Annotated in this window: 21 protein-coding genes and 1 other RNA gene; 6 read left to right on the top strand and 16 right to left on the bottom strand. The window is 59.4% G+C overall.

Annotated features, from left to right (window positions below; genetic code table 11):
- Nucleotides 1-2 precede the first annotated feature (2 nt).
- The 12 genes from gmd to rfaH form a co-directional block, all read right to left on the bottom strand.
- Nucleotides 3-1,127, bottom strand: coding sequence for a GDP-mannose 4,6-dehydratase (gmd, locus tag BLT85_RS12635; protein WP_093395354.1), 1,125 nt, complete (start codon nt 1,125-1,127; stop codon nt 3-5).
- A gap of 60 nt (nt 1,128-1,187) precedes the next feature.
- Nucleotides 1,188-2,345, bottom strand: coding sequence for a glycosyltransferase family protein (locus BLT85_RS12630; protein WP_093395351.1), 1,158 nt, complete (start codon nt 2,343-2,345; stop codon nt 1,188-1,190).
- Nucleotides 2,346-2,376: 31 nt separating this feature from the next.
- Entirely contained in the window at nt 2,377-3,768 is a 1,392-nt protein-coding gene (locus tag BLT85_RS12625) for a lipopolysaccharide biosynthesis protein (protein WP_231701479.1), read from the bottom strand.
- Nucleotides 3,755-5,107 carry a UDP-glucose dehydrogenase family protein gene (locus BLT85_RS12620; RefSeq protein WP_093395348.1) on the bottom strand — a complete coding sequence of 451 codons (1,353 nt, stop codon included), beginning with the start codon at nt 5,105-5,107 and terminating at the stop codon, nt 3,755-3,757. The genes BLT85_RS12625 and BLT85_RS12620 overlap by 14 nt, the downstream gene beginning before the upstream one ends.
- Before the next feature lie 100 nt (nt 5,108-5,207).
- Nucleotides 5,208-6,599 carry an undecaprenyl-phosphate glucose phosphotransferase gene (locus BLT85_RS12615; RefSeq protein WP_093395345.1) on the bottom strand — a complete coding sequence of 464 codons (1,392 nt, stop codon included), beginning with the start codon at nt 6,597-6,599 and terminating at the stop codon, nt 5,208-5,210.
- A gap of 2 nt (nt 6,600-6,601) precedes the next feature.
- Complete coding sequence (locus BLT85_RS12610) at nt 6,602-7,351, bottom strand: hypothetical protein (RefSeq protein ID WP_157718180.1); 750 nt, start codon at nt 7,349-7,351, stop codon at nt 6,602-6,604.
- 74 nt (nt 7,352-7,425) lie between these two features.
- Nucleotides 7,426-8,154, bottom strand: a complete 729-nt coding sequence (locus BLT85_RS12605; RefSeq protein ID WP_231701478.1) for a tyrosine-protein phosphatase — start codon at nt 8,152-8,154, stop codon at nt 7,426-7,428.
- Nucleotides 8,155-8,191: 37 nt separating this feature from the next.
- Complete coding sequence (locus BLT85_RS12600; protein WP_093395339.1) at nt 8,192-10,417, bottom strand: GumC family protein; 2,226 nt, start codon at nt 10,415-10,417, stop codon at nt 8,192-8,194.
- Between the two features lie 2 nt (nt 10,418-10,419).
- Nucleotides 10,420-10,989, bottom strand: a complete 570-nt coding sequence (locus BLT85_RS12595) for a polysaccharide biosynthesis/export family protein (protein ID WP_093395336.1) — start codon at nt 10,987-10,989, stop codon at nt 10,420-10,422.
- 123 nt (nt 10,990-11,112) lie between these two features.
- Nucleotides 11,113-12,303, bottom strand: coding sequence for an outer membrane beta-barrel protein (locus tag BLT85_RS12590; RefSeq protein ID WP_093395333.1), 1,191 nt, complete (start codon nt 12,301-12,303; stop codon nt 11,113-11,115).
- Between the two features lie 57 nt (nt 12,304-12,360).
- Complete coding sequence (locus BLT85_RS12585) at nt 12,361-12,834, bottom strand: hypothetical protein (protein ID WP_093395330.1); 474 nt, start codon at nt 12,832-12,834, stop codon at nt 12,361-12,363.
- 282 nt (nt 12,835-13,116) lie between these two features.
- The gene (gene rfaH, locus BLT85_RS12580; RefSeq protein ID WP_093395328.1) at nt 13,117-13,620 is read right to left on the bottom strand and encodes a transcription/translation regulatory transformer protein RfaH; all 504 of its coding nucleotides are present in this window, start codon (nt 13,618-13,620) and stop codon (nt 13,117-13,119) included.
- A gap of 506 nt (nt 13,621-14,126) precedes the next feature.
- Between rfaH and BLT85_RS12575 the strand changes: the two genes are divergently transcribed.
- Nucleotides 14,127-16,205 carry an acyltransferase family protein gene (locus BLT85_RS12575; RefSeq protein ID WP_093395325.1) on the top strand — a complete coding sequence of 693 codons (2,079 nt, stop codon included), beginning with the start codon at nt 14,127-14,129 and terminating at the stop codon, nt 16,203-16,205.
- Nucleotides 16,206-16,350: 145 nt separating this feature from the next.
- Here the strand turns inward: BLT85_RS12575 and ssrA are convergent.
- Nucleotides 16,351-16,707, bottom strand: a transfer-messenger RNA (tmRNA) gene (gene ssrA, locus BLT85_RS12570).
- Nucleotides 16,708-16,892: 185 nt separating this feature from the next.
- A complete protein-coding gene (gene smpB, locus BLT85_RS12565) occupies nt 16,893-17,375 on the bottom strand; it encodes an SsrA-binding protein SmpB (protein ID WP_093395322.1) in 483 nt (160 codons plus the stop codon).
- Nucleotides 17,376-17,490: 115 nt separating this feature from the next.
- Here smpB and BLT85_RS12560 point away from each other — a divergent pair, with 115 nt between their 5' ends.
- Genes BLT85_RS12560 through BLT85_RS12550 form a run of 3 tightly spaced genes read left to right on the top strand, consistent with a single transcriptional unit; the run spans nt 17,491 to nt 19,646 of the window.
- Nucleotides 17,491-18,894 carry a sodium-dependent transporter gene (locus BLT85_RS12560; protein ID WP_093395318.1) on the top strand — a complete coding sequence of 468 codons (1,404 nt, stop codon included), beginning with the start codon at nt 17,491-17,493 and terminating at the stop codon, nt 18,892-18,894.
- A 7-nt stretch (nt 18,895-18,901) separates the two neighbouring features.
- Nucleotides 18,902-19,336, top strand: a complete 435-nt coding sequence (locus BLT85_RS12555) for a type II toxin-antitoxin system RatA family toxin (protein ID WP_093395315.1) — start codon at nt 18,902-18,904, stop codon at nt 19,334-19,336.
- Nucleotides 19,329-19,646: an RnfH family protein gene (locus tag BLT85_RS12550; RefSeq protein ID WP_093395312.1), complete on the top strand. Its 318-nt coding sequence runs from the start codon at nt 19,329-19,331 to the stop codon at nt 19,644-19,646. Before BLT85_RS12555 ends, BLT85_RS12550 begins: the two co-directional genes overlap by 8 nt.
- Before the next feature lie 30 nt (nt 19,647-19,676).
- Here BLT85_RS12550 and BLT85_RS12545 read toward each other — a convergent pair whose 3' ends face one another.
- Nucleotides 19,677-20,120, bottom strand: a complete 444-nt coding sequence (locus BLT85_RS12545) for an outer membrane protein assembly factor BamE (RefSeq protein WP_093395309.1) — start codon at nt 20,118-20,120, stop codon at nt 19,677-19,679.
- A gap of 94 nt (nt 20,121-20,214) precedes the next feature.
- Between BLT85_RS12545 and fur the strand changes: the two genes are divergently transcribed.
- On the top strand, nt 20,215-20,619 hold the full coding sequence (gene fur / locus BLT85_RS12540; RefSeq protein ID WP_093397742.1) for a ferric iron uptake transcriptional regulator: 405 nt from the start codon (nt 20,215-20,217) through the stop codon (nt 20,617-20,619).
- A gap of 124 nt (nt 20,620-20,743) precedes the next feature.
- On the opposite strand, the gene recN is transcribed toward fur, so the two are convergent.
- On the bottom strand, nt 20,744-22,411 hold the full coding sequence (recN, locus tag BLT85_RS12535) for a DNA repair protein RecN (RefSeq protein WP_093395306.1): 1,668 nt from the start codon (nt 22,409-22,411) through the stop codon (nt 20,744-20,746).
- A gap of 188 nt (nt 22,412-22,599) precedes the next feature.
- On the opposite strand from recN, the gene grpE reads away from it, so the two are divergent.
- A complete protein-coding gene (grpE, locus tag BLT85_RS12530; protein ID WP_093395303.1) occupies nt 22,600-23,181 on the top strand; it encodes a nucleotide exchange factor GrpE in 582 nt (193 codons plus the stop codon).
- The last annotated feature ends 9 nt before the right edge of the window (nt 23,182-23,190 follow it).

The raw sequence follows: 23,190 nt of genomic DNA, 5'->3' as shown, positions 1-23,190 counted from the left end.
GCTCAACCCTCCACGCTGACCGGAATCTCGTGGCCGTGCTCCTTGAGCAGCGCGTGGCGCTGAGCGACCTTGAGATCTTCACGGACCATCTCTGCGCACATTTCCTGCACGGTGATCTCCGGGGTCCAGCCGAGGACGTCCTTGGCCTTGCTCGGATCGCCGAGCAGGGTTTCCACTTCTGCAGGGCGGAAGTAGCGCGGGTCGACGCGAACGATCACGTCACCTGTAGCCAGGCCTGGAGCCTTGTCGCCTTCGATCTTCTCGACGATGGCTTTTTCTTCCACGCCTTCGCCTTCGAAGCGCAGGGTGATGCCCAGTTCTGCGGCGGACCACTTGATGAACTCGCGGACCGAGTACTGAACGCCGGTAGCGATGACGAAGTCGTCAGGGGTCTCCTGCTGCAGCATCATCCACTGCATACGGACGTAGTCCTTGGCATGGCCCCAGTCACGCAGCGCATCCATGTTGCCCATGTACAGGCAGTTTTCCAGACCCTGGGCAATGTTCGCCAGGCCGCGGGTGATCTTGCGGGTAACGAAGGTTTCGCCGCGGCGCGGAGACTCGTGGTTGAACAGGATGCCGTTGCAGGCGTACATGCCATAGGCTTCGCGATAGTTCACGGTGATCCAGTAGGCGTACAGCTTGGCCACCGCATAGGGTGAGCGCGGGTAGAAGGGCGTGGTTTCCTTCTGCGGGATCTCCTGCACCAGACCGTAGAGCTCGGAGGTCGAGGCCTGATAGAAGCGGGTCTTCTTTTCCAGGCCCAGCAGGCGGATTGCTTCGAGGATACGCAGGGTACCCATGGCATCGACGTCGGCTGTGTATTCCGGGGCTTCGAAGCTGACCGCTACGTGTGACTGTGCACCAAGGTTATAGACCTCGTCAGGCTGCACTTCCTGGATGATGCGGGTGAGGTTCGAGGAATCGCTCAGGTCGCCGTAGTGCAGAACGAAATTCTTGTTCTCGACATGCGGATCCTGATAGATGTGGTCGACACGCTGGGTGTTGAATAGCGAGGCGCGACGCTTGATGCCGTGGACTTCATAGCCCTTCTCCAGGAGAAATTCTGCCAGGTATGAGCCGTCCTGACCTGTGATGCCGGTGATGAGTGCTTTTTTGCGTTCCATTTTATTTACCTGTAGTCGGGGTTAAATCCACACGGGAAGTGAGTTGGTTCACGGCATGCTCTAGCGTCGAGCGCCGCTGAGCGCCAGTTTGATCTTTTCTTTTATGCCGAAGCCGATCACCTTCAACGAAGGAAACTTGTAGAAAAAGCGGTACAGATCGTATTCGGTTTGCGCAGAATTCTGCGCCTGCGTGTCCAGCTCGCTGGTATCGATCAACGCGATGCCTTGACCTTCGATATCGTTGAGCACGCTGAGCTCCATGGGCTTCATGGAAAACTCGAAGTTCAGCACTCCACGCTGACTGGTACGGGTTAGTTGCAGGCCCGCTGGAGGCTGCTTGTGGCCGTAGAGGTTGACCACGAATTCGTGATTGGCGAGCTTCGGATTGCGTCGCTTGATGCTCCGTGGCAGCAGCTCGCAGTACGCGTCGTAGACCGCGAGGCTGTCTTCGAGGCTGGTGAACCGATGTTCTTTGCTCTGCTGTTGGACCGCGACCTGAAAGCGCGAGGAGGCCATGGTGAAATGCTGTCCCGGATCGCCGAAGTTGGTCGACAGGGCGCAGTACGGATATACGAAAAATTTGTTCTGGTCGATGATGTAAGCGTTGTAAAGCTTCAACCATGACGACTCAGGCCAGGCGCGGACGTCTGGCGGGATGTTCCGTATATTCGAAATGTCCGTGCCATTCGCTGCAAGCCACTGGCGGAAGCCGCGCCAATGTTTGGCGGACCAGGCCTGGCCCCACGAAGCTGCCAGTTGCAGGAAATAGACATCCGAGTTGCCGTTGTCCACTGGGATGAACGGCAGGTTGGCCGTCTGGCAGAAATTCAGGCTATACAGGCTGACGCCGGCTACGTCCTCGGCATCCGCATAATAGGCTAGCGCGCGCGTCGCGTATTCGTAAAAGTAGGGCGACACGTACAGATCGTCCTCGAGCACGATAACGTCGCCGTACTCTTCGGTCAGGTCGCCACAACTGAGTACGTGTTTGCGCAAACCCTTGCGCTCATCTCCGGCCACTATACGTTTTTCGCCGAATGGCCAATCGAAGGCTTCGGCTACCTTGCGTGGCTCTGGCGTGTTGGATGCGTCCAGGCTTATCACAAGCCGGACGTTGCCGGGCGGATAATGCCCTTTTATAAGCGATCCCAGCAGTCGCCGCAGGCTGTCAGGGCGGTTGTAGCCGACCACGATGATGGTAGGTGTCGCAGATGTCATAGTGTTACTACCATTCAATAGAAGTCCGTTTTCAAGCGACTCGATCCACTTTGCGCAGATTGGCATGCCACTTCCGCGCCTGGATGAATACAACCAGGATGAGTGCAAAATAAATGACGATGCTCGCTGCACTGAAAGCCATAACGGTTCCGATCTGTTCATTGAGCACCGCTGCGCCGAAAAACAGCGCCGCTACTCGCAAGGTGGTACTGCAGATCTCGAAGATCAGCGACAGGCGTTGTAATCCCAGTGCCGGAATCGCCACGGTGCACGGACGCGACATGAAAACGACGTATTCGCCCAGCGCCAGCCAGCGGGCAAACTCACCTGCACTGCGCCATTCGTCACCAAACACTGTGGCGAACATCCACGGACCGATGGCGAAAACCAACGCGAAAGGAATCAGTCCCACGGCTGCCAGCCCGGCGACCGCTTTCATGACAGTCCCGGTAATCGGCTCTCCCTTGTCAATGGAACGAGCCAGCTTGGGATAGTACACATCCGCCACGGACTTGCCGATCAGATGTGTCGGCATGGTCAGGGCTTGCTTGCACAACGCGAAGAATCCCGCCGCTGCGGGACCGAAATAGGCAGCCAGCACGATCGTCGGAAGGTTTTGCGATACGGTGTTGATAAGCATCTGCGGTGCGCGAAACTGCGGAAAGTCACGATAGCGGTGCGCCAGATCACGTAGGCGGGTTGGTGCCTCGCGCTTCTCCACATCCGGCTTCACTTGAAGCGGTGGGCCCTTCCGGATGCCCACCAGCAACATCAGCGAATGAAGCGCCGGGCCAAAGCCGGTGGTGACCACCAGCACAGCAGCTGTCGGGCTAAGGAGCCCGGCGAGGCTGCGGATGGAGTTGTGCATCAGCGAGTACAGCACCGAAACCTTCGCAGTGACCCGGAACAGCTGTTTGCGAAATAGCCACTGCTGCGCAGTTTCCAGCGCGGCGCCAGCGAAGGTGACGGCGGGCAGCAACAACAGAAAAGGCGCAGCTGCCTCGACGCTGACCGTCGCGGCGAACCAGTCCCCGGCTATGAGCAGGAATGCCGCCAGTACGCAGGAGGTCAGTCCTGCCATCAGAAGAGACAGCTTGACCAGGCCAAGCGCATCGCTATCCCGGCGAGGCAGCACGACCGAGGTCGGGTAGCACAGCGCCGCCACCGGGATCAGCATCATCGCCAAACCCATGAACACACCCAACACACCGTAGTTGTCCGGCCCGTAGATGCGGGTTATTACTGGCATGAACGCCAGTGTCAACGCCTGGGCACCCGCGGTTCCGGAGACTACGGTAGCTATGTTGCGCAGCAGTCTGTTGCGTAACATACGTTGGCTGAATTCGCGCAGCCGTCCGCCTCCGGCGTTCGGCTTATCAGTGCGCTGATCCATGCCGGGGTTCGCCAGTTCAGATTGCGGCATGTGTTGGCATGCGCCCGATACCGTAATAATGGAAGCCGGCCCGCTGAGTCTGTGCCGGATCGTACTGATTGCGTCCGTCCACGATCACCGGTGTGCGCAGCAGCTTCTTGAGTGCCTTGAAGTCCGGACGGCGGAAGGGCTTCCATTCGGTGACCAGCACCAGCGCGTCGGCATCGATGGCGGCTTCATACTGGCCATCTACGATTTCCAGCTTTTTCTCGGTAAACCACTCTTCAGGAAACTCGCGTGGTGCGGTTTCATGGGCGACCGGGTCGAAGGCGCGGACCTTGGCTCCGGCGTTGATCAGGCTGTTGATCAGCACGACGCTGGGCGCTTCGCGCATGTCGTCGGTGCCCGGCTTGAACGCCAGACCCCAAACCGCGATGGTGCGACCTTCGAGATCGCCGGAAAAGTGCGCCGAGACCTTGTTGAACAACGAGTGCTTCTGCAGATCGTTACGCGCTTCGACGGCCTGCAGCAGCTTGGGCTCGAAGTCGTTCTGATGAGCAATGCTGATCAGAGCCTTTACGTCTTTCGGGAAGCAGGAGCCGCCGTAGCCGCAGCCGGCGTAGATGAAATGAAAGCCGATGCGTTGATCCGAACCGATGCCCAGGCGAACGTTTTCCACATCCACACCCAGACGCTCGCAGAGACTCGCGACCTCGTTCATGAAGGAAATTTTGGTGGCGAGCATGGCGTTGGCGGCATATTTGGTCATTTCCGCATCGCGTACGCCCATGAACATCATACGGGGATGGTTGCGAATGAACGGGGCGTACAGCTCGTCCATGATCTGGCGGGCACGAGCACTGTCGGTACCGACAATAATGCGATCTGGATGCATGAAGTCATCCACCGCGGCGCCTTCCTTGAGAAATTCAGGGTTGGATACCACATCGAACTCGATGTCCACGCCGCGCGCTTCGAGCTGCTGGCGCACCGTATCGCGAACCTTGTCTGCGGTGCCAACCGGAACCGTGGACTTATTGATGACTACCGAGGGACGTTCCATGAGGCTGCCGATCTCACGGGCGACATCCAGTACGTAACGCAAGTCAGCCGAGCCGTCCTCGCCGGGCGGGGTGCCGACGGCAATGAAGTACACGTCTGTCTCAGCCATCGCTTCCTTGAGCGAGGTGGTGAACTGCAGTCGGCCTGCGGCATGGTTTTCCACGACGATGGTATCGAGCTCTGGCTCGTAGATCGGCAGGATGCCCTTCTTCAGGTTTTCGATCTTGTCCCGGTTCACGTCGACGCAATACACGGTGTTGCCCATTTCCGCGATGCAGGCTCCAGTGACAAGTCCGACGTAGCCGGTTCCAACGACAGTTATGTTCATAGCTATTCCTTAATTTGAGCGTGAATCTGCACTTGCTCGAGGGCCTTGAGCCGCTGCGAGCGTTGATCCGCCCGGTGCCGGAGCCTGCTCCGGCACCGTCCTAGTAGACGTCCTTCGAAAACAGTGTGAAGGGCGTCTTGATGAGTATCTTGATGTCCAGCCACAGCGACCAGTTGTTGATATAGGCCAGGTCCTTCTCGACGCGCTGCTGCATCTTTTCCAGCGTCTCGGTCTCGCCCCGGTGACCAGTCACCTGCGCCAGGCCGGTGATGCCCGGCTTGATCCGATGGCGCGCCATGTAAGCCATGATCTTGTCGCTGTAATAATCATTGTGGGTGACGGCGTGAGGGCGCGGCCCCACCAAAGACATTTCGCCCTTGAGCACGTTGAACAACTGGGGCAGTTCGTCGATAGAGCTCTTACGTAGAAAGCGGCCGAACGGGGTCACGCGGGGATCGTCTCGTGTCGCCTGCTTGACCTGGCCGTCGTCGTGCTGGCGCATCGAACGGAATTTCATCACGTGGATGATCTCACCGTTCCACCCATGACGCGGCTGGCGGAACAGGACCGGACCAGGGGAGGACAGCTTCACGCCGATCGCCGAGGCAATGAGGATCGGGCTCAGCGCGATGATCGCCAGCAACGCGATGCTGCGGTCCATCAATTCCTTGCTGAAAACCGAAGCCGGGTGCGAGCTGACGGGTGTCTCGTTCAGGTAGATGGCGGGCATCTGTTCGATCTGCGAAATTGACTGGTTGAGTAGCGGCATGCGCCCAAAATCGGGAATCCAGACGACGTCCACGCTCATGTCCAGCAGCGTCAGGTACAACTCTTCGATGAAGGCGACTTCGTCCAGGCTCAAAGCGATATACACGCGACGAATGCCATACTGCTCGACGATTTCGCGCACGGTGGACAGATCGCCGAGGACCGGAAAGCGTCCGTCGCGCGTTTGCACATCGGGTCTGGACGTGATCAGACCCATCAGCGGAACACGGTTGGATCCGGTTAGCCGCTCGGCCAGTTCATAGGCGGCAGGGCCGGAACCGATGATGACTGAGGTGCGCTCGATACGCAGCCGGCTCGAATGACGGTTGGCAAAATAGCGCAGCGGAATGTAAGCCAGGCCCTGCACCAGGAAACCATACAGCGCCCAGTTCAACAGCACCTCCGAAGAAAAGAGATGCATGCTGTCACTGAGAAAGGCGATGACGAACAGTCCGACCAACAGCGTCGCCCAGCCGGCCAGCAGGTGAGCCAGGCCGGTGAGATAGGAATGCTTCTTGTGGTACACGTGTAGCAGCATATATGCCGGTACAGAGCAGAACACGGTGATCACGATCAGCAGTCTGTACTGTGTCGAGACCATGCCGAACTGTTCAAAGACCAAGTAGCAAAGCAGGGCGCTGACAAGCGTCACTCCACATAACCATTGGCCCCAGAAAGTCAGGCCGCGGCGGTTTACAGCGGGATTGGTTCGCTTGGCGATCATGGTTAACCGTCCTCCTTGCAAATGTGGTGTCGGGTCTTTATTGACGAGTCGACTGCCCAGCACAGCGCCGATCCGATACCGGCGGCCTGTGCCACCTGTTGCATAGCTTTTGCGTGATTTTCACTGCGTGCGACAACCCGCTCTGCGGCTTGCAACACCAGAGCGCGCTGTTCAATGGTCAATTCGCGCCAGACGCTGAACCCCATGCGAGCCAGATCCTGGTTGAGTTCCAGTCGGCCAGAGCCGAGCAGGAATGCCTGCCGCAGCGCGTGATCGAATTCATCGTCGAGCTCGCTGCCTTGCAGCTTGGCGTGCGCGAGGCGTAGCCAGGACCATGGCCAGTCAGGGCGGACAGTGACGGATGCGCGGAACGATGCCGCAGCCTGCTGCCAGTGCGTAGCATCTTCGGGATAAATGATTGCGCCCCAGAGGTGCGCGCGACCGAGGCGGTCGAGATACTCGCCGCTCGCGGCGGGGTAGCCGGCGACAGCCTGATCCGCGCGTTGCAGTAGCTGGTCCCAGAGGTGTCCGGGTGGCAGGTGATCGTTCTCGCTCCAGGCGACCAGAACGCGTTCGGTCTGGAAGGCAGCGACACCGGATTGAACGAGAGGAATAGCAACCGCTGCTCCACACACGCCCAACGCCAGGCCGAGACCGCAGGCAGCCGCCTGCAGTCGTGATGGTGCCGTGCGTGATCGCTGCCTCGCTCGCCTGTCATCATTACTAGGGTTGAGTACTACTGAAGCAGTCATGGTCTCCGTCCTTGATGGCGCCGTACATCAAAAAGCTCGGCGTGACATGCCCGGCCGTCCGCGGTCGGGTAGAGTCAGACAAGTTGGCCATGGACAATTTTCCATGGCGTATCTAGGACAAGATGTTTTGCCTGGCGTTCCCCGACAATCTCGCTGGCGACACGTAAACCGTGACGCATGTCCGGCGGTCTTTTACCCAGGTTGTGCCCGTCACTGGCGAGTATGTTGACGACGCCTTCGCGCAGCAGCGAGTGAGCGAGCTTGCGTGCCCGCTCACCGAATTTGCCGGCTACCGAACCAGCCGTGACCTGCAGCAGACAGCCCTGTTGCAGAAAGGCTTTGAGCCGGGCGGGATGGCGCATGATGCCCTTGTTGCGCTCTGGATGGGCGATGATCGGCACTACGCCCTGAGCCAGCATCCACTCGGTCATCCGTTCGGCGCCAAAGGGTACATCGGCGTGGGAGAATTCCAGCAACACGGCTTTACGTCCATTCCAATCGCCCATGAATGGGACCGTTCCGTCACCTATCGAGGTGAACAGTTCACTGCCGAAGCGAACCTCGGCAGCAAACCCGGTACGAAGAGGGATGCCCGCCGATTTCAACGCTTTGTCGAATGCCTGCCAGGCGAGTTTGATGCTTGCAGCGTCATTGCTATAGCGGCCCGGGTGGATGTGTGGAGTACAGATAAGGTGGGTGGTGCCACTTGCCACGGCCAACCGCGCCATGTCCAGCGCGGTGGAGAGATCTTCGGGACCATCGTCGATGCCCGGAAGCAGGTGACTGTGCAAATCGATCATCATGCTAGTCACCTGCCAGCCGAACTGGGGTGGGGAAGGATCAGGCCTTGGCTTCGCTGTAGCCGTAGTGATCGTAGTAGCCGCTGTACTCGCCTTTCTTGGCAGCTTTTTTCACGTCGACCTGGTTCAGCACAACACCGACGATGGACGCACCGCCCTGAAGCAACTGACCGACACCTTTCTGAGCCATCGAGATCGACGTGGACTCGGACTTGATCACGTAGATAACCGAATCGGAGTGGGTGGCCATGAGCACCGCGTCGCTGACTGCCTGAGTCGGCGGAGAGTCGATGAGGATGTGGTCGTAACGATCCTTGACTCGCTCCAGGAACTTGGCAAAGCGTGGCGACGCCAGGAGTTCCAGCGGGTTGGGCGGCACCGCACCGGCGGTCAGCATATCGAGCTGGCTGTCCACTGTCTGGATGCAATCCTCGACCTTGGCAGTACCGGAAATCAGGTTTGCAAGACCTGGTGTGCCAACCGGGAAATCGAAATTCCGCGCCAGAGTGGGACGACGCAGGTCGGCGTCGATCAGCAGAACGCGCTGCAGCTGCGACAGGGCAAACGCCATGTTCGCGGCGACCGAGCTCTTGCCCTCGCCAGGTACCGAGGAGGTGATCACGATGACCTTCTGTGGGCGGCTCATGTCGGACAGCATGACGCTGGTGCGAATGGTTCGAATCGCCTCGCAGAAGCGCAAATCGTCGCCGCGCTCGAACAGGTGTGGGACTTGCTTCTCCTGCTTCCTGGCCACCAGCGGCACGATCCCGAGCACTGGCAGGTTGAGGTTGCTCTCGACGTCCTCGGTGCTCTTGAACGTGTTGTTGAGGATGTCGGAGATCAGTGCGAAGGCAACGCCTGCTATCAGCGACACGAAGGCTGCGATCAAGATCAGCAACTTGGTGTTTGGCGCCGAAGGCCTGGCTGGGGGCAAGGCGGTATCGACGATACGAGCGTTGGCAGTGTTCAGGTCCTGAGTCGCGGTGGTCTCCCGCAGACGCGTCATGAACGTCTCATACAGCTGACGGTTGCTCTCGACGTCGCGTTGCAGTTCGCGGACACGGAATTCCTTGCGCGAAATGTCCTGGATCTGTTCCTTGTTCGCTTCGAAGGAATTGCGCAGCGAGTTCTCGTTGGCGACTGCCAGTTGATAGTTGCGCTCGATGCCGGCGATAACCTGCTCGACCTGTCCGCGCAGACTCGCCGTGGCAGCAGCCAGGTCGGAGCGCGCTGCTTCCATTGCCGGGTGACGGTTGCCATAGCGGCGTGACAGTTCTTCGACCTTGGAGCGGGCACGTGCCTGCTCGGCCTTGAACTGCTGGATCAACGGATGACCCAGTACCGCCGGGATGCTGGCCAGACGCTCCCAGCCCTGGTCCTTCGACGCCTGGACCTGGCGCCACTGGCTTTCGGCCTCGGCGCGCTGGCGACGTGCGTCGATCATGCGGTCACCGGTGAGTGACAGCTCGTTGGCGCTGACCGTCTGAACGCCGTCCACGTCGACGAGACCTTCCTGCTCACGGTAGGCCTGGAGTCGATTTTCGGCTTCCTGCAGCGAGGCGCGCAGCTCCGTGAGGCGCTCGTTCATCCAGCTGGTCGCCGACATCGACATTTCCATCTGCGCTTCGAGCTGGCTCTCGATGAAGCTTTCGCCAAGCTCGTTGGCTGCCTGCGCTGCGGTGAGACGATCTGCCATCGCTACACGGATGCTAACCAACTGGCTCTTGCCTTCGACGCCGACGCTGATTCGAGACATGAAGTCGCGGGTCACTGCGTCCATGATCTGCGCTTCGGTGAGAGGCGTGGCCGCCTCGGACAGATCATCACCCAGGAAGCTCGCCTTGGCCCGGCTCAACATGCCGCGGAGATCGATCAATGGCTCGTCCTGCTGGCGCGGGTCGAACTCCGGATGCTCGGTGAGATTGAGTTCGCGAACTACGCGCTCGGCGACACCCCGGCTGGTCATCAGGCCGAGCTGCGTCTGCATGTACTCGTTGACGGTTCGACTGTTGTCATCCACCCGCTGGAAAGCTACCAGCTGATCGCTTTTGGTTTCGATCATCATCGTCGCCTTGGCGGTATAGACGGGGGTCATCTGCATGACGGCGAGGGTCGTCAGCATGGTGACAACCACCACCAGTGCGATGATGCTCCATTTGCGCGACCAGAGTGCGTTCCAGATCCGCTTGAGATCGACGTAATCCGGGTCATCGTCGTTGGATGGCATGGGCGGCCAGGTGCGGTCAGGTCGTATGGAGCTGTTCATGCTCAGAAGAATCCTTGGTCGATAGTGATGGTGTCGCCTGGCTTGACCAGGGTGCTGAGCGTCGCACGCTCCGATTCACGGCTCTCACTCGAGCCACGAACGATGGTGATGCGTCGGGTCGATGCTCGCTCGGTCAGGCCTCCGGCCAGCGCGATAGCGCGATCAAGCGTCAGGCCGGGCTGGTATGGATAACCGCCGGGCTGTTTGACCTCGCCGCTGATGTAAAACTCCCGATAGTTGATCACGCTGATCGACACCCGGGGGTCGCGAAGATAGCCGTTCTTGAGTTCCTCGGTGATCTCCTGCTCGACCTGACGCGGAGTCTTGCCGGCGGCATTCACTTCACCGAGAAACGGATAGGAAAACGTGCCGGCATCGTTGAGACGAATCTCTTCGAAGCTCAGGTCCGGTTCCCCGTAAACACTGATGCGTAGTACGTCACCCGAGCTCAGCTCGTATGACCCCTTGGACACTGCGCCGACCTGCGGCTGCGGGCTCTGTGCGCTAGCCTGCAAGGTCAGACCTAGCAGAAAGACCAGGGAAAAGAATTTGAGAATAGGTTGGATCGACATACCTTTTTCTCTCCTTTATCTAATTGCCCGTGGAGTCCGCCATTGGCGGCTCCGGCGCTGCCGGCCGGTAGGTCCGGCAGCTGTCGGGCGGTCTGGGTGTAAGTACCTTGCTTCGCTTGCGCGTTACAGGCTCATGTCGACGGTCAGCATGTAGACGTTGCGGTCATAGCTTGCGATGGAGAGGTTGGAATCATTCTCCACGAAGCGGTAACCCAGCGTGAAATCGATCCAACGGTCCGGCGAATAAGTCAACGCAATGCCGTACGATTGAAGGTCATCTTCGCGCTCTGTCGCCTTGTACTCGCGGTCAGCCATGCGGTATTCGAGTTCGGAACTAATCCACGGGTTCCATTCGTGGGTCCAGTTCAGCACGGTGCTGATGTCCTGCACGGTGCTCGCGCCATCATCGCCTTCGTCAAAGGCGCGGCGAGAGGTGAGGTCGAATTTGGAGTAGGTCCGCGGAGCCCAGACGATGCCGGCTTCCCACATAGGACTGGTGTAGTCGCTACGGGTATCGCTATCGAAGTCCTTGCGCTCGGCACCGGCCTTGAGTGTGCCGGTGGTCTTGGCTGTCGCTTCCCAGGTGGCGCCGACCAGTGCCGCCAGGTTGGTGCTATCGCGGAGCGATGTGCTCTGCTCGTAGCTGTGGTCGGCATGGCGCAGTTCGACTAGCGTACGGGTGCGCGCGCCGAGACGATGAAACCATGTGGTGCCCAGCGCCACAGTGTCGCGATCCTGGTCTTCGTTGAAGTCGTCGCGGTAGCGCAGACGCTGGTACTCGGCGCCGAACTCCAACTGGTTCGGCGCGGTGCGTGCGCCGAAGGTATAGCCAACACCGGCAACGGCGCGGTCATACCGTTCGTTCTGGAAGCGACGCTCGAGCAGCTCCTCGACCCCGCCGGTGTCGGTCACCGTGCGATCGTCGTTGATCGTGTTCTCGATGCGGCTGTAGCCGAGATTCCAGTTCACGCGATGGCGTGACGTCAGCTCCATGATGCTTTTCAGCGCCAGGATATGGTCGGTGTTGGTCGCATCCGAATCGTCATGATAGATGTCGGAGCTCAGCGTGTAGCGCAGCTGGTACCCGGCGTTACGCGTCTCTGCCGACAGCAACAGGCTTGGCTCGATGCTGGTAATCCACGATGCGCGCTCGTCCTGATCAAGGCCCCGGTAGTTGTCGTCATAGCTTTCACCAACCAGGAGCGTCGGGGTGAGTTCGAAGCCGCGCAGGTAGATGCTGCGCGGCTCGTCTGCCACGGCATAGGCAGATACGGAGCTGACAAGTGATGCAGCCAGTAACTTGGAATACTTCATATTTGCAGAATTCCTTATCGCTTCGATAGGTTTGTTGGAGTGCTGACTACGTACGTATCAGCTGGAGCTGGCGGTGGTTCCACCGCCTGCGCCACCACCGGATCCGCCAGAAGGCAGGCTGTCGGGTTTCCTGGGTGTCGGGGAGTCACCGGTCGAGCCGGCAGCCGTCGGCATTGCGTCTGTAACGGCGCTTACGATCAGTTCCGCCTGGTCTGGCGCAGCGGCGATCGCTGCCTCGACAATGGCGTGGAGCTGGTCCGGTGCCGCCTCGACTGCCGCCCGAACGATGACAACTGCCTGATCGGGGCGAGACTGAATGGCGCGGGTCACTACGTCGGGCGCGGGCTGCGTGCACTCGGTGATCTGCTGGCGGACGGCTAGGCTGACGGCTGCTTCATCGGTCGCGGCGCCCATCTGCTGTTCGATGGAAGCCTGACAGTTGCCAGCATCGCTGGAGGCCGCCTGGACAGAAGTAACGGAAAAAGCCGCAAGGGCCAGGCTGATGGAGGATGCAATCAATGTTCTACGCATGTTCAACTATCTCCTTGTTGAAGCCGAACCCTGCCGAAGCAGTCAGTCGTTCTGGTAGGGCATTCGCCCTCGTCCGGCACGTCAACCTAGGTTTAGCATCATATTGGTGCAATAGGAAACTCGACTGTCCAGGCACGCTACCGCCCCGGGGATAGCTCCCCAAGAAGGTTGCAGATACATTGTGTCGACCTTGTCCACTACTGCACGGTTCTTGAACAGGATGCGCTCTTCCACTCTGTAGGGCGTTGGTGAAGCTGAGATGACTATCTGCAACATTCATGCCTAGGCCCGGCAGTGAGTGAGAGGCACCCGCACCGGCTGTTGCCGGTTCAGTACGTTTAACAACAGCATTACCCGTTCTTCGCCATCCATTGCCACGAAAATGGCGTCCAGTTCGGCATACGGACCAACCTTGATATGCACCGTGTCGCCCGGGCTGAACCGTACCTGCGTGCCGATCGACTCGCACCGGCGCCGCAGATGTTCGATCAGATGGTCTGCTACCTTGCATGGCTGGCCGGCGAAGCCCACTACACGCGAAACGCCACGCGTGGAATGCAGCGTGGTCCAGTTGGCTGTAGCTGGGATACGGATGAACAGATAACCCGGAAACAAGGCTTGTGAATGCGTGGTCATCTTCCCACCTCGGATTGACTCCGTTTGCATGGTCGGATGAAAGCATTCAAAACCCTGGCGGTTAAGGTGCTCGTTGGCGCGAGCATCCTGGCGAGGTTTGCACTGAAGCAAATACCAGGCGGCATCCATCAACTCCATCTGATTGTTCATAAGCCCTCCTAGCCTTGAGGTACATACCGCCGAACAGGTTCCTGATGCTGTTAGAGACGTCAGCTGAAATATTATATTGCTATCAATTGACGACTGTTACGACAACTAGACCCGCCGCGGGGGTGAGAGTTCCCTGCCATAGATCAGGGTTCCGACCGAATCGCGCGTAACATGACGCGAAGCACAAAAGGCCGGCACAATCGCTCGAGTCGCGGCGAGGCGGGCGGCGTGTCTGGGATAGGCCTTGCGCGCGTTTCCAAGCCGGGCAGTGCCGACACTCAGGGCGTGCCGCGGAACTTCCCCGGCCGCTTCCTGTCCTTCGGGTGCTGGCTAAAGGCTTGTAAGGCCACGAATTTGAACTACGCTCGTCCCTGGGCTCCGAAGCTGGCGCCATCGACGTGCAGCTAATGCAGTCGATCCTCAAACAATAAATTTTCGGACGCGCCGCCACCGGCACCCGTCTGCCGGATGGGCTTTCGTGCGTCCCATGGTTACAGGTCTGGACTATGCAACCTACCTTTCACCATGCCGGGCAACCGGTGTATCGCAGGGAAATTGATGGTTTAAGGGCGCTTGCCGTCGTCGCAGTCATCATCAATCACTTCAACAGCGAGTTGCTGCCGAGCGGCTATCTCGGCGTAGACGTGTTTTTCGTTATCTCCGGTTTTGTCATAACCCAGTCACTCTATTACCGCCGTTATAGCAGCCTTGGCGACTTGCTTGGGGATTTTTATGTCCGGCGTGTCAAGCGGCTGGTCCCGGCCCTGCTGGTTTTCGTGCTGGTGACCGGAGTACTCCTGTCGTTATTCAACCCTGACCCCTCGCAGTCGCTGAAGACTGGCCTGATGTCGCTGTTCGGGCTATCCAACATTTACTTGCAGATCAAGGCGACCGATTACTTCGGCGGGGCGGCGCATCTGAATGCGTTCACGCATACCTGGTCGCTGGGCGTCGAAGAACAGTTTTATCTACTGTTTCCGTTCATCATCTGGTTGACTGGTTTCGGTCGCAAGACGCCTGGTGTCAGGGCGTTCGTTACCACGCTGGGGCTTATCTCGCTAATATCGCTAGCGGGGTTCATCTACTGGAACCATATCGGCAAGCATTCCTTTTATTTCTTCACCCCGACCCGCTTCTGGGAGCTGGCGGCCGGCTCCCTGATATTCGTTCTGTCTACGCGCGTCGACACTCGGCGGATTGCCGGTCTGGCCACGCCGCTTCTGGTAATGCTGGTCGCGTCGCTGTGGCTGGCACAGGAGAACGCTGCCGTTGCGACCGTGCTGGTCGTTGCGCTGTGCAGCCTGTTCATCCTGTGTTCTACCAATGCGAGTAGCGCAAGCTCCCGCCTGCTGTGCAATCGTGCCGTCGTCTACATCGGTCTGATCTCGTATTCGCTCTACCTATGGCACTGGTCAGTGTTGTCGTTGAGTCGCTGGACGGTCGGGATCAGCGCCTGGACTGCGCCGGCGCAGATCGGATTGATGTTATTGCTGGCTGTGCTTTCCTACCACTACATTGAAACGCCGCTGCGAAAGGCTACCTGGTCGAAGCATCGGCTGGTCTCGATCGGCTATGGCATGAGCAGTGCCTGTATCGCTTCGGCGCTCGTGGCGTTTATTGCCTGGCCGATGAACGGTCGTCTTTATGCCGGGGACAGGCCGAACATGGCGGCTATCGGTGTTGAATCGCTGGTGCACGAATACGTCCTGCCAGACGCGCGGTATCGCTGGAAAGGCGAGCCCTGTGTGCTCGCCGACGACACAGAAGTTGGCAAGGTGATCCCGCTGGCGGACTGCACCCTTGGCGATTTCGACACTGCCGAGACACGCATGCTGGTGCTTGGTAATTCATTCGCTGCGTCGCTGGTTGCCGCGTTCGATCAGCTGGTAACTGAAGATGGTTTCGCTGTCACCATCACCTCCTCATGGGGTGCATCGCCTGTTCGGGAGGTCCCGAACACCGGTGAATGGAGCGAGGCGAACGACTATTACTGGCAGGTTGTCGCGCCGGGTCTGATGGATCGATTGCGTCCTGGCGACTGGGTGTTCATCGCTAGCGACCTAGCTTCGTTTTCTCCCGCCGCACCGAGCGAGACGTCCGAAGCTCGACTGACGCAGCTCAAGACCGGCATCGAAAGCCTGTCTGTGGAACTGCAAGGTAGGGGAGTGAAGCTGGCGGTTCTGCACGGCAATCCCTTCGCGCGAGAAGCGCGGTGCGATCCCGCCGAAGTGGTGCCGCAATGGTACGCGCCTGAAGGGCGGCTATGTGCTTTCCTGAGCCGCGCTGAAACGCTGAAGCGGCGGGCCAGGCTTGACGAGACCATGCGCGACCTGGCGCAACGGCGCGACGTAGTGGTCGTCGACCTGATCGACGTCTTCTGTCCTGGGCAAACCTGTAACTATCGCGCGGCCAATGGAGAGATCCTCTATCGCGATGCGTTCTCCCACCCATCGGTTGAGGCAGCGAGATTGTCAGGCCCGATGATACGTCGCAGACTGGCGGCAGTCACCGAGCAGGGAATGCCTTTGGCCTACGATGACGGCAATGCCGGATCGCTCGGGGCAGAGGAGGCCCGCTCCGACTAGGCCGGCCTGGAAGTTCGCCGTGCGCAGGCGCTCGTTGAATGCGAGCCCTGCCAGGCCGGGCCGTCCTTGGGGATGTCGCCTTGCGATGACGTGCTACAAAATGAACAGCAAAAAAAAGAGACGCCCTGGGGCGTCTCTTTTAATTTGGTGGAGCCGGGGGGATTTGAACCCCCGTCCGCCGGTCCTCCGCTCTCGGTTCTACATGCTTAGCCATCTCTACTTAGTTAACTCCGCGCCGCCCGAGTGGCAGGGTGCTTGGAGCGAGCTGTATGAGTTTTAGCCGCTACGTCTACAGCAAACTTCACGGCGATCCTGTTCTATATGACTGACCAAATCTTCGGGTTTACAGGCATCCCCTAGGGTCAGCTAGCCGACTTAAGCGGCTAGAGCGTAGTTGTCGTCGTTGGCAACTATAAGTTTGCAGCAGCGAATTTACGAGTTCTGCTACCAGCTCGGCATGCCCCTCAAGTTTTGTAACCGCCGTCGAATCCTAATCGGCCCCAAAACCGTGGTGCTGTAAAGCAATGGAGATTGTACTGCACATGCGGCATTTAATACAGGCTACTGATCAAAAAATACCCCGCAGTGCGGGGCATTGGAAAGTAGCTTCAACCTTGATGGATGCGCAGGAGTAATGACGCATCAATTGATTCGACTCTGAGACAGCAGATAGTTCCACCTGTCGAGCTAGCGGTTGACTTCCCGCACGATGCGCTGCTTTTCCCGTTCCCAGTCACGCTGTTTCTCGGTTTCGCGCTTGTCGAAGTCCTTCTTGCCGCGTACTAGCGCGATCTCGCATTTGACCAGATGCTTCTTCCAGTACAAGGCGAGCGGGACGCAGCTGTAGCCCTTCTGCTGGACGCCACCGATGATCTTGTCGAGCTCGCGTGCCTTGAGTAGCAATTTACGGGTGCGGATCGGGTCGGCGACCACGTGCGTACTGACTGTCTGCAGTGGTGCGATGTGGGCGCCGAACAGAAACGCTTCGCCATCCTTGAGCAGGACGTAGCTGTCGATCAGTTGTGCTTTCCCCGCGCGCAGGCTTTTGACTTCCCAGCCTGTCAGGGCAAGGCCTGCTTCGAATCGGTCTTCAACGAAATATTCGTGTTTGGCCCGCTTGTTCAGCGCAATGGTGCCGCTGTTGGACTGTTGCTTCTTTGGTTTGCTCATGGCGGCGTATTATAGGGGGCCACCGCCTGTTCCGCTATCGCCGTGGCGTTGCGACTTGAGACAGCCAGCCAAAGGCGGGACAATGCGGGCCTTTTTCGGGAGCCGGAGCGGCGCCATGGCAAACGAGCAGCAGTCGATTCACGGCGTTTGGGCGAGCCGCTGGGTATTTATCCTCGCTGCCACCGGCTCGGCGGTCGGGTTGGGGAATATCTGGAAATTCCCATACATGGCCGGTGTATACGGGGGAGGCGCTTTCGTCGCGGTCTATCTGGTCTGTATTGCGCTGATTGGCGCGCCGATCATGCTTGCCGAGACCGTGCTGGGTCGACGCGGGCGTCAGAGTCCGGTCAATTCGCTACGCAGCCTGGCGCAGGCGTCCAACGCCTCGCCGCGGTGGGCCTGGGCCGCGATGATCGGCATGATCGCGGCGCTGATGATTCTTTCTTTCTACAGCGTGGTGGCCGGTTGGGCGCTCGACTACATTCTTGGCATGGGTCGGGGCGCGTTCGCTGGAATCTCCGGGCAGGGTGCGGCAGCTCGTTTCTCCAGCCTGACCGATGATCCTTGGCGTCTCGCCGGCTGGCACAGCCTGTTTATGCTGATAACCGCGCTGATCATTGCTCGCGGCGTCGTGGCAGGGCTGGAAAAGGCGCTACGCATCATGATGCCGATGCTTTTCGTGCTGCTTGTCGTGCTGTTTGGCTACAGCCTTTCGACCGGGCATTTCATGGAAGGCGTGCGCTTCCTGTTCCACTTCGACCTTGCGGAGGTGCCTGCCGGTATTCTCGCGGCCATGGGGCACGCCTTTTTCACGTTGAGCGTTGGCGTCGGTTCGATCATGGTATTTGGCGCTTACATGCCCAGGCACGCGTCGATTGGCAGGACGGTCATCACCGTGGCCCTGCTCGATACGCTGGTGGCGTTGACCGCCGGGATGGCATTGTTTCCAGTGGTCTTTGCCGCGGGCCTGGAGCCAAGCGCGGGACCAGGCCTGATGTTCGTGACCTTGCCGATTGCTTTCGGCAACATTGCGCTGGGCGAGGTGTTCGGCCTGCTGTTCTTTCTGCTGGTTGCGATCGCAGCCTGGAGCTCGGCGATCTCCATGCTGGAGCCTGCTGTCGCCTATGGCGTCGAAAGATCGGGCTGGTCGCGCCCGAGCGTGACAGCGGTGATTGCGGCACTGTGCTGGCTGGTGGGAATGGGGACGGTATTGTCATTCAACGTGCTGGCTGACGCTCGGTTCATGGTCACCGACGACACGGGATGGCACTGGTTCGCCTGGACAGATTCCGGCGGACGGACTTTCTTTGAGAGTATCGATTACCTGACCAGCCGAATCCTGTTGCCGCTCGGAGGGCTGTCATTTTGCCTGTTCGGCGGTTGGGTGTTGAGCCGGGATGCGCTGCGCGAGGAGTTGTCTCTGAAGCATCCGTGGCTGTTTCCGATGATACTGTGCCTGCTACGCTATGTAGCTCCTGCGGGAGTGATCGTCGTTTTCGTAACCGAATTGTTCAAGTGAATCCGCTATGACGCATATCCAACGCTCGGCGTTGCTGCCCTACACGGCAGAGCAGATGTATGACCTGGTCAATCGGGTCGAGCATTACCCCGAATTCCTGCCCTGGTGCTCCGAAGCGCATGTTCTCGAGGAGACCGACGATGCCATGCGTGCTCGCCTGACCGTGGCCAAGGCCGGACTGCGTCAATCGTTTACCACGCGTAATGTGCTGGTGCCCGGCCGGCAGATTCAAATGCAGCTGGAAGACGGCCCTTTCAGCAATCTGCAGGGTACGTGGGAGTTCAAGCCGCTCAGCGAGCAGGCGTGCAAGATCAGTCTCGATTTACACTTCGAATATTCCGGGCCAATCATCCGGGCGACACTTGGCCCGCTGTTCAACCATGCTGCGAATACGCTGGTGGACGCGTTCTCGCAGCGTGCCAAGGAGTTGTACGGTGGCTGAGCAATCGATTGCCGTAGAGGTGGCCTACGCGCTGCCGCACAAGCAGAAGATCGTCAGTCTGGTCGTGCCGGAGGGTACCAGTGTCCTGGAGGCGGTGCGTCTCTCACGGATAGGGGAACACTTTCCTGAGCTGGATATCGAGACCAGTCCGATGGGGATATTCGGCAAGGCCGTCGCGAAACCCGCCGAGCGGGTAATCAGTCCCGGCGAGCGGGTTGAAATCTATCGAGCGCTTATCGCCGACCCGAAGGAAGTGCGCAAGCAACGGGCGGCAGCCAAGGCCAAGGCGGACAAACAGACAACGGAATAAGGCGAGGCGGGCCGTGCCGCCTCGTCGTGATTACTCGCCGGTACCGAGCGGGGCGCCCAGATCGATCGGGTAGCTTTGGGTGCCGGGCTCCTCGGTCGCGTCTCGGCCTTGTTGACCCATGATGGCTTCGTCGCGACTGGTGCCTGGAACGAAATCGCCGGCGAGGCGGGCGAGCCGATCATTTTCGAACCATAGCGTGATACGTTCCTGCTGACGCGGTGCGTGGCCGGCGCGTAGGCTATACAGGTAGTCCCAGCGATTCGGAGAGAAGGTGTCCTGAATCAAGGGCGCGCCCATGATATAGCGGACCTGTCGAGTGGTCATGCCTGGGCGCAACTGGTCGACCATCTCCTGCGTCACGACGTTGCCTTGCTGAACGTCGATCTTGTAGACGCCGGGAAACCCGCAGCCGGCAAGCGTGGCGGTGGCGAGACACAAGAGGATACAGAGGATTCGGTTCAGACTGTTTGGCATCGCGTGGTAACATCCACTATCGTGAATTGGCTGAATGGCCTTGAATCATACCCGACAGATCCAGCCCTGCGAAGCGCTGAGCGAGAAACTAGCAATGGTAGAGAATCAAGAACTTAGAAAGGCCGGTCTGAAGGTGACGCTACCTCGCGTTAAGATCCTGCAGATGCTGGACAGTTCCCAGGACCGGCACATGAGTGCCGAAGACGTCTACAAGGCGTTGATGGACGCGGGCGAAGACGTAGGTCTGGCGACGGTATACCGCGTCCTGACTCAGTTCGAGTCTGCCGGGCTGGTAGTGCGTCACAACTTCGACGGTGGCCATGCGGTGTTCGAGCTGGCCGACGGCGACCATCATGACCACATGGTCTGTCTGGACACCGGAGAAGTCATCGAATTCTTCGATCCGGAAATCGAGCGTCGCCAGCGCGAGATCGTCAAGGAGCACGGTTACGAGCTCGTTGACCACAATCTGGTGCTCTACGTGAAGCGCAAGGCCTGATGAACCAGGCGGAGCGGTGCCTTTCCGGTGTCCGCTCAGGGCTCTCGTTGCCGGAGGTTCGGCAGTAACGAGCTCAGTCCCGACAGGCGCTGCTCTTCAAGCTGCGCCTGCCCGGGCGCCGCCATCAAATCGCTGAAATCAGCTTGCGCGCATGCGCCAGCGACTCCTCCGTCAGATCGATCCCGCCCAGCATTCTAGCTACCTCATGTACCCGGCCTGCCTCGTCCAGCTGATCGATCCGTGTACGCGTCGATGTCTCGCTTTGCTCCTTGCGTACGAAAAGATGCTGATGCCCCTGTGCGGCTACCTGTGGCAGGTGGGTGACGGTCAGCACCTGACCTCGTGCGCCAAGTTGGCGCAACAGTCGGCCGACGATTTCAGCGGTCGGGCCGCCAATGCCCACGTCCACTTCATCAAAGACCAGCGTTGGCACGCGCGACGTCTGAGCAGTGACGACCTGAATGCCCAAACTGATGCGTGAGAGTTCGCCCCCCGATGCGACCTTGGCCAGCGGCTTCGCCGGCTGGCCCCGGTTGGCGCTGACTAGAAACTCCACCGTTTCCATACCGGTCGGCGCGTAGCTGCCTGGTTTGGTTGGAGAGAGTTGTACGACGATGTTGCCGCCAGGCATGCCGAGCTGCTGAATTTCATCAGTCACGGCCTCGGAAAGGCGGGCCGAGGCTTCTCTTCGCTGTTCCGACAGGTCGCCGGCAAGTTCGCGATAATGAGCCCGATAAGCCTCTAGTTCTTCGGCGAGCTTTTCTGTATCCGCGCCCCGTTGCTGCAATCCTTCTAGTTCGTCGATCAATCTCTGTTGCAAGGCAGGCAGCTCGTCCGGATTGATCCGATGTTTGCGAGCCAGGTCGTAGATGACGCCAAGACGCTCTTCGATCTGCTGCTGCCGCTCCGGGTCAGCCTCGAAATGATCGAGATAGCGCGTCAGTTCGCCGACCGCTTCCTCGACCTGAATCTGTGCGCTGGCCAGCAGGCTATTTGCTTCATCCAGGTTGCGGTTGTGCGTCGTCAATCCATTTAGCCGCTGAAGGCTGGCCGTCAATGCCTGGAGCACGCTGCCGCTGTCGCTCTCGCTGCAGAGGTTGATGACCTGCTGGCACGACTGGGTGATATGTTCGGCGTTCGCCAGCTGGCGCTGGTCATCTTCCAGCTGTTCCAGTTCGCCGTCCTGAAGGCTCAGGTTATCCAGCTCTTCGAGCTGATAGGTCAGCAATTGCACGCGAGATGTGTACTCGTCACCGTCCTGGCTGGCCTGTTGCAGCGCCTGCTCGGTTTGTCGGCAGCGCTGGGCGGCGAGCTGAACCTGTCGGGCCAGTTCGCCGGCGCCAGCAAACGCGTCGAGCAGCCGCCGGTGCGTATCGGGTTTGAGCAGCGATTGGTGTTCGTGCTGGCTGTGGATGTCGATGAGCATCTCGCCCAGCGCTTTCAGGTCCTGCTGCGGACAGGGGCTGCCATTGATGTACCCGCGCGAGCGCCCTTCCGCGGTCACGACGCGACGCAGAATCACCTGATCCTCGCTTGCCAGATCGCGCTCGTCCAGCCATTCGCGGGCCTCCGGAATATCCGAGATGTCGAACGTGGCGAGGAGGTCGGCCTTGTCTGCGCCGGGGCGAACTGCGCCGCTGTCGGCGCGGTCGCCGAGTGTCAATGCGAGCGCGTCCAGCATGATGGACTTCCCTGCACCGGTTTCGCCGGTCACAACGGTCATGCCTCCGTTCAGCTCGAGCTCGAGATGATCGACGATCGCATAGTTGTTTACCGCGAGGTGCATGAGCATGACAGGCTCCCGATTACGTTTGTCTGGTTATTTATACAGTACTCTCGCTCGGCTGTTCAAGCGCCCCCGCTCGCACTGTTCCAAACCCCTTGAACCTGCCCGGAACGACCCCATATACAGGAGCACTGTAGCTTTCAAGCTAACCCGACGTGGTGTAAACGCCTTTACAGATTCGACAGGAGACCTACATGGCGGACGAACAGAAACAGGATCTAAACGAGCAGGAGCCGGCCACCAGTCCGGAGCAGGGAAGTGCTGCTGACGAGGACCTGACCGCTCGCGTTTCCGCGCTGGAAGAGCAATTGGCTACTGCGCAGGATCAGGCGCTGCGTGCCGCAGCTGACGTGCAGAACGCGCGTCGCCGCGCCGAACAGGAGATCGAGAAGGCCCACAAGTTCGGGCTGGAGCGCTTTGCTACCGAGCTGCTGCCACTACTCGACAGTCTGGAGCGTGGCATGGAGCTGTCGGACCCCAGCGACCCGGCCATCAAGCCGATGCGCGAGGGGATGGAGCTGACTCTGAAGATGTTCACCGACACGCTCGCGCGTTTTCAGATCGTCGCTGTCGATCCGCATGGCGAGCCTTTCGACCCCGACCTCCACCAGGCGATGGCGATGGAGGAGCGGGACAACGTCGAGCCGAATACGGTGATTCGCGTTTTCCAGAAGGGCTACACCCTGAGTGGCCGCCTGTTGCGCCCGGCGATGGTCGTGGTCAGCAAGCCGGCCAGCGACCGACCGGAATCGCCTTCGATCGACGAGAAGGCTTGAAATCGATCC

The sequence above is a fragment of the Halopseudomonas xinjiangensis genome, from assembly GCF_900104945.1.
Classification (GTDB): Bacteria; Pseudomonadota; Gammaproteobacteria; order Pseudomonadales; family Pseudomonadaceae; genus Halopseudomonas; species Halopseudomonas xinjiangensis.
This window is presented reverse-complemented; position numbering and strand designations above follow the sequence as displayed.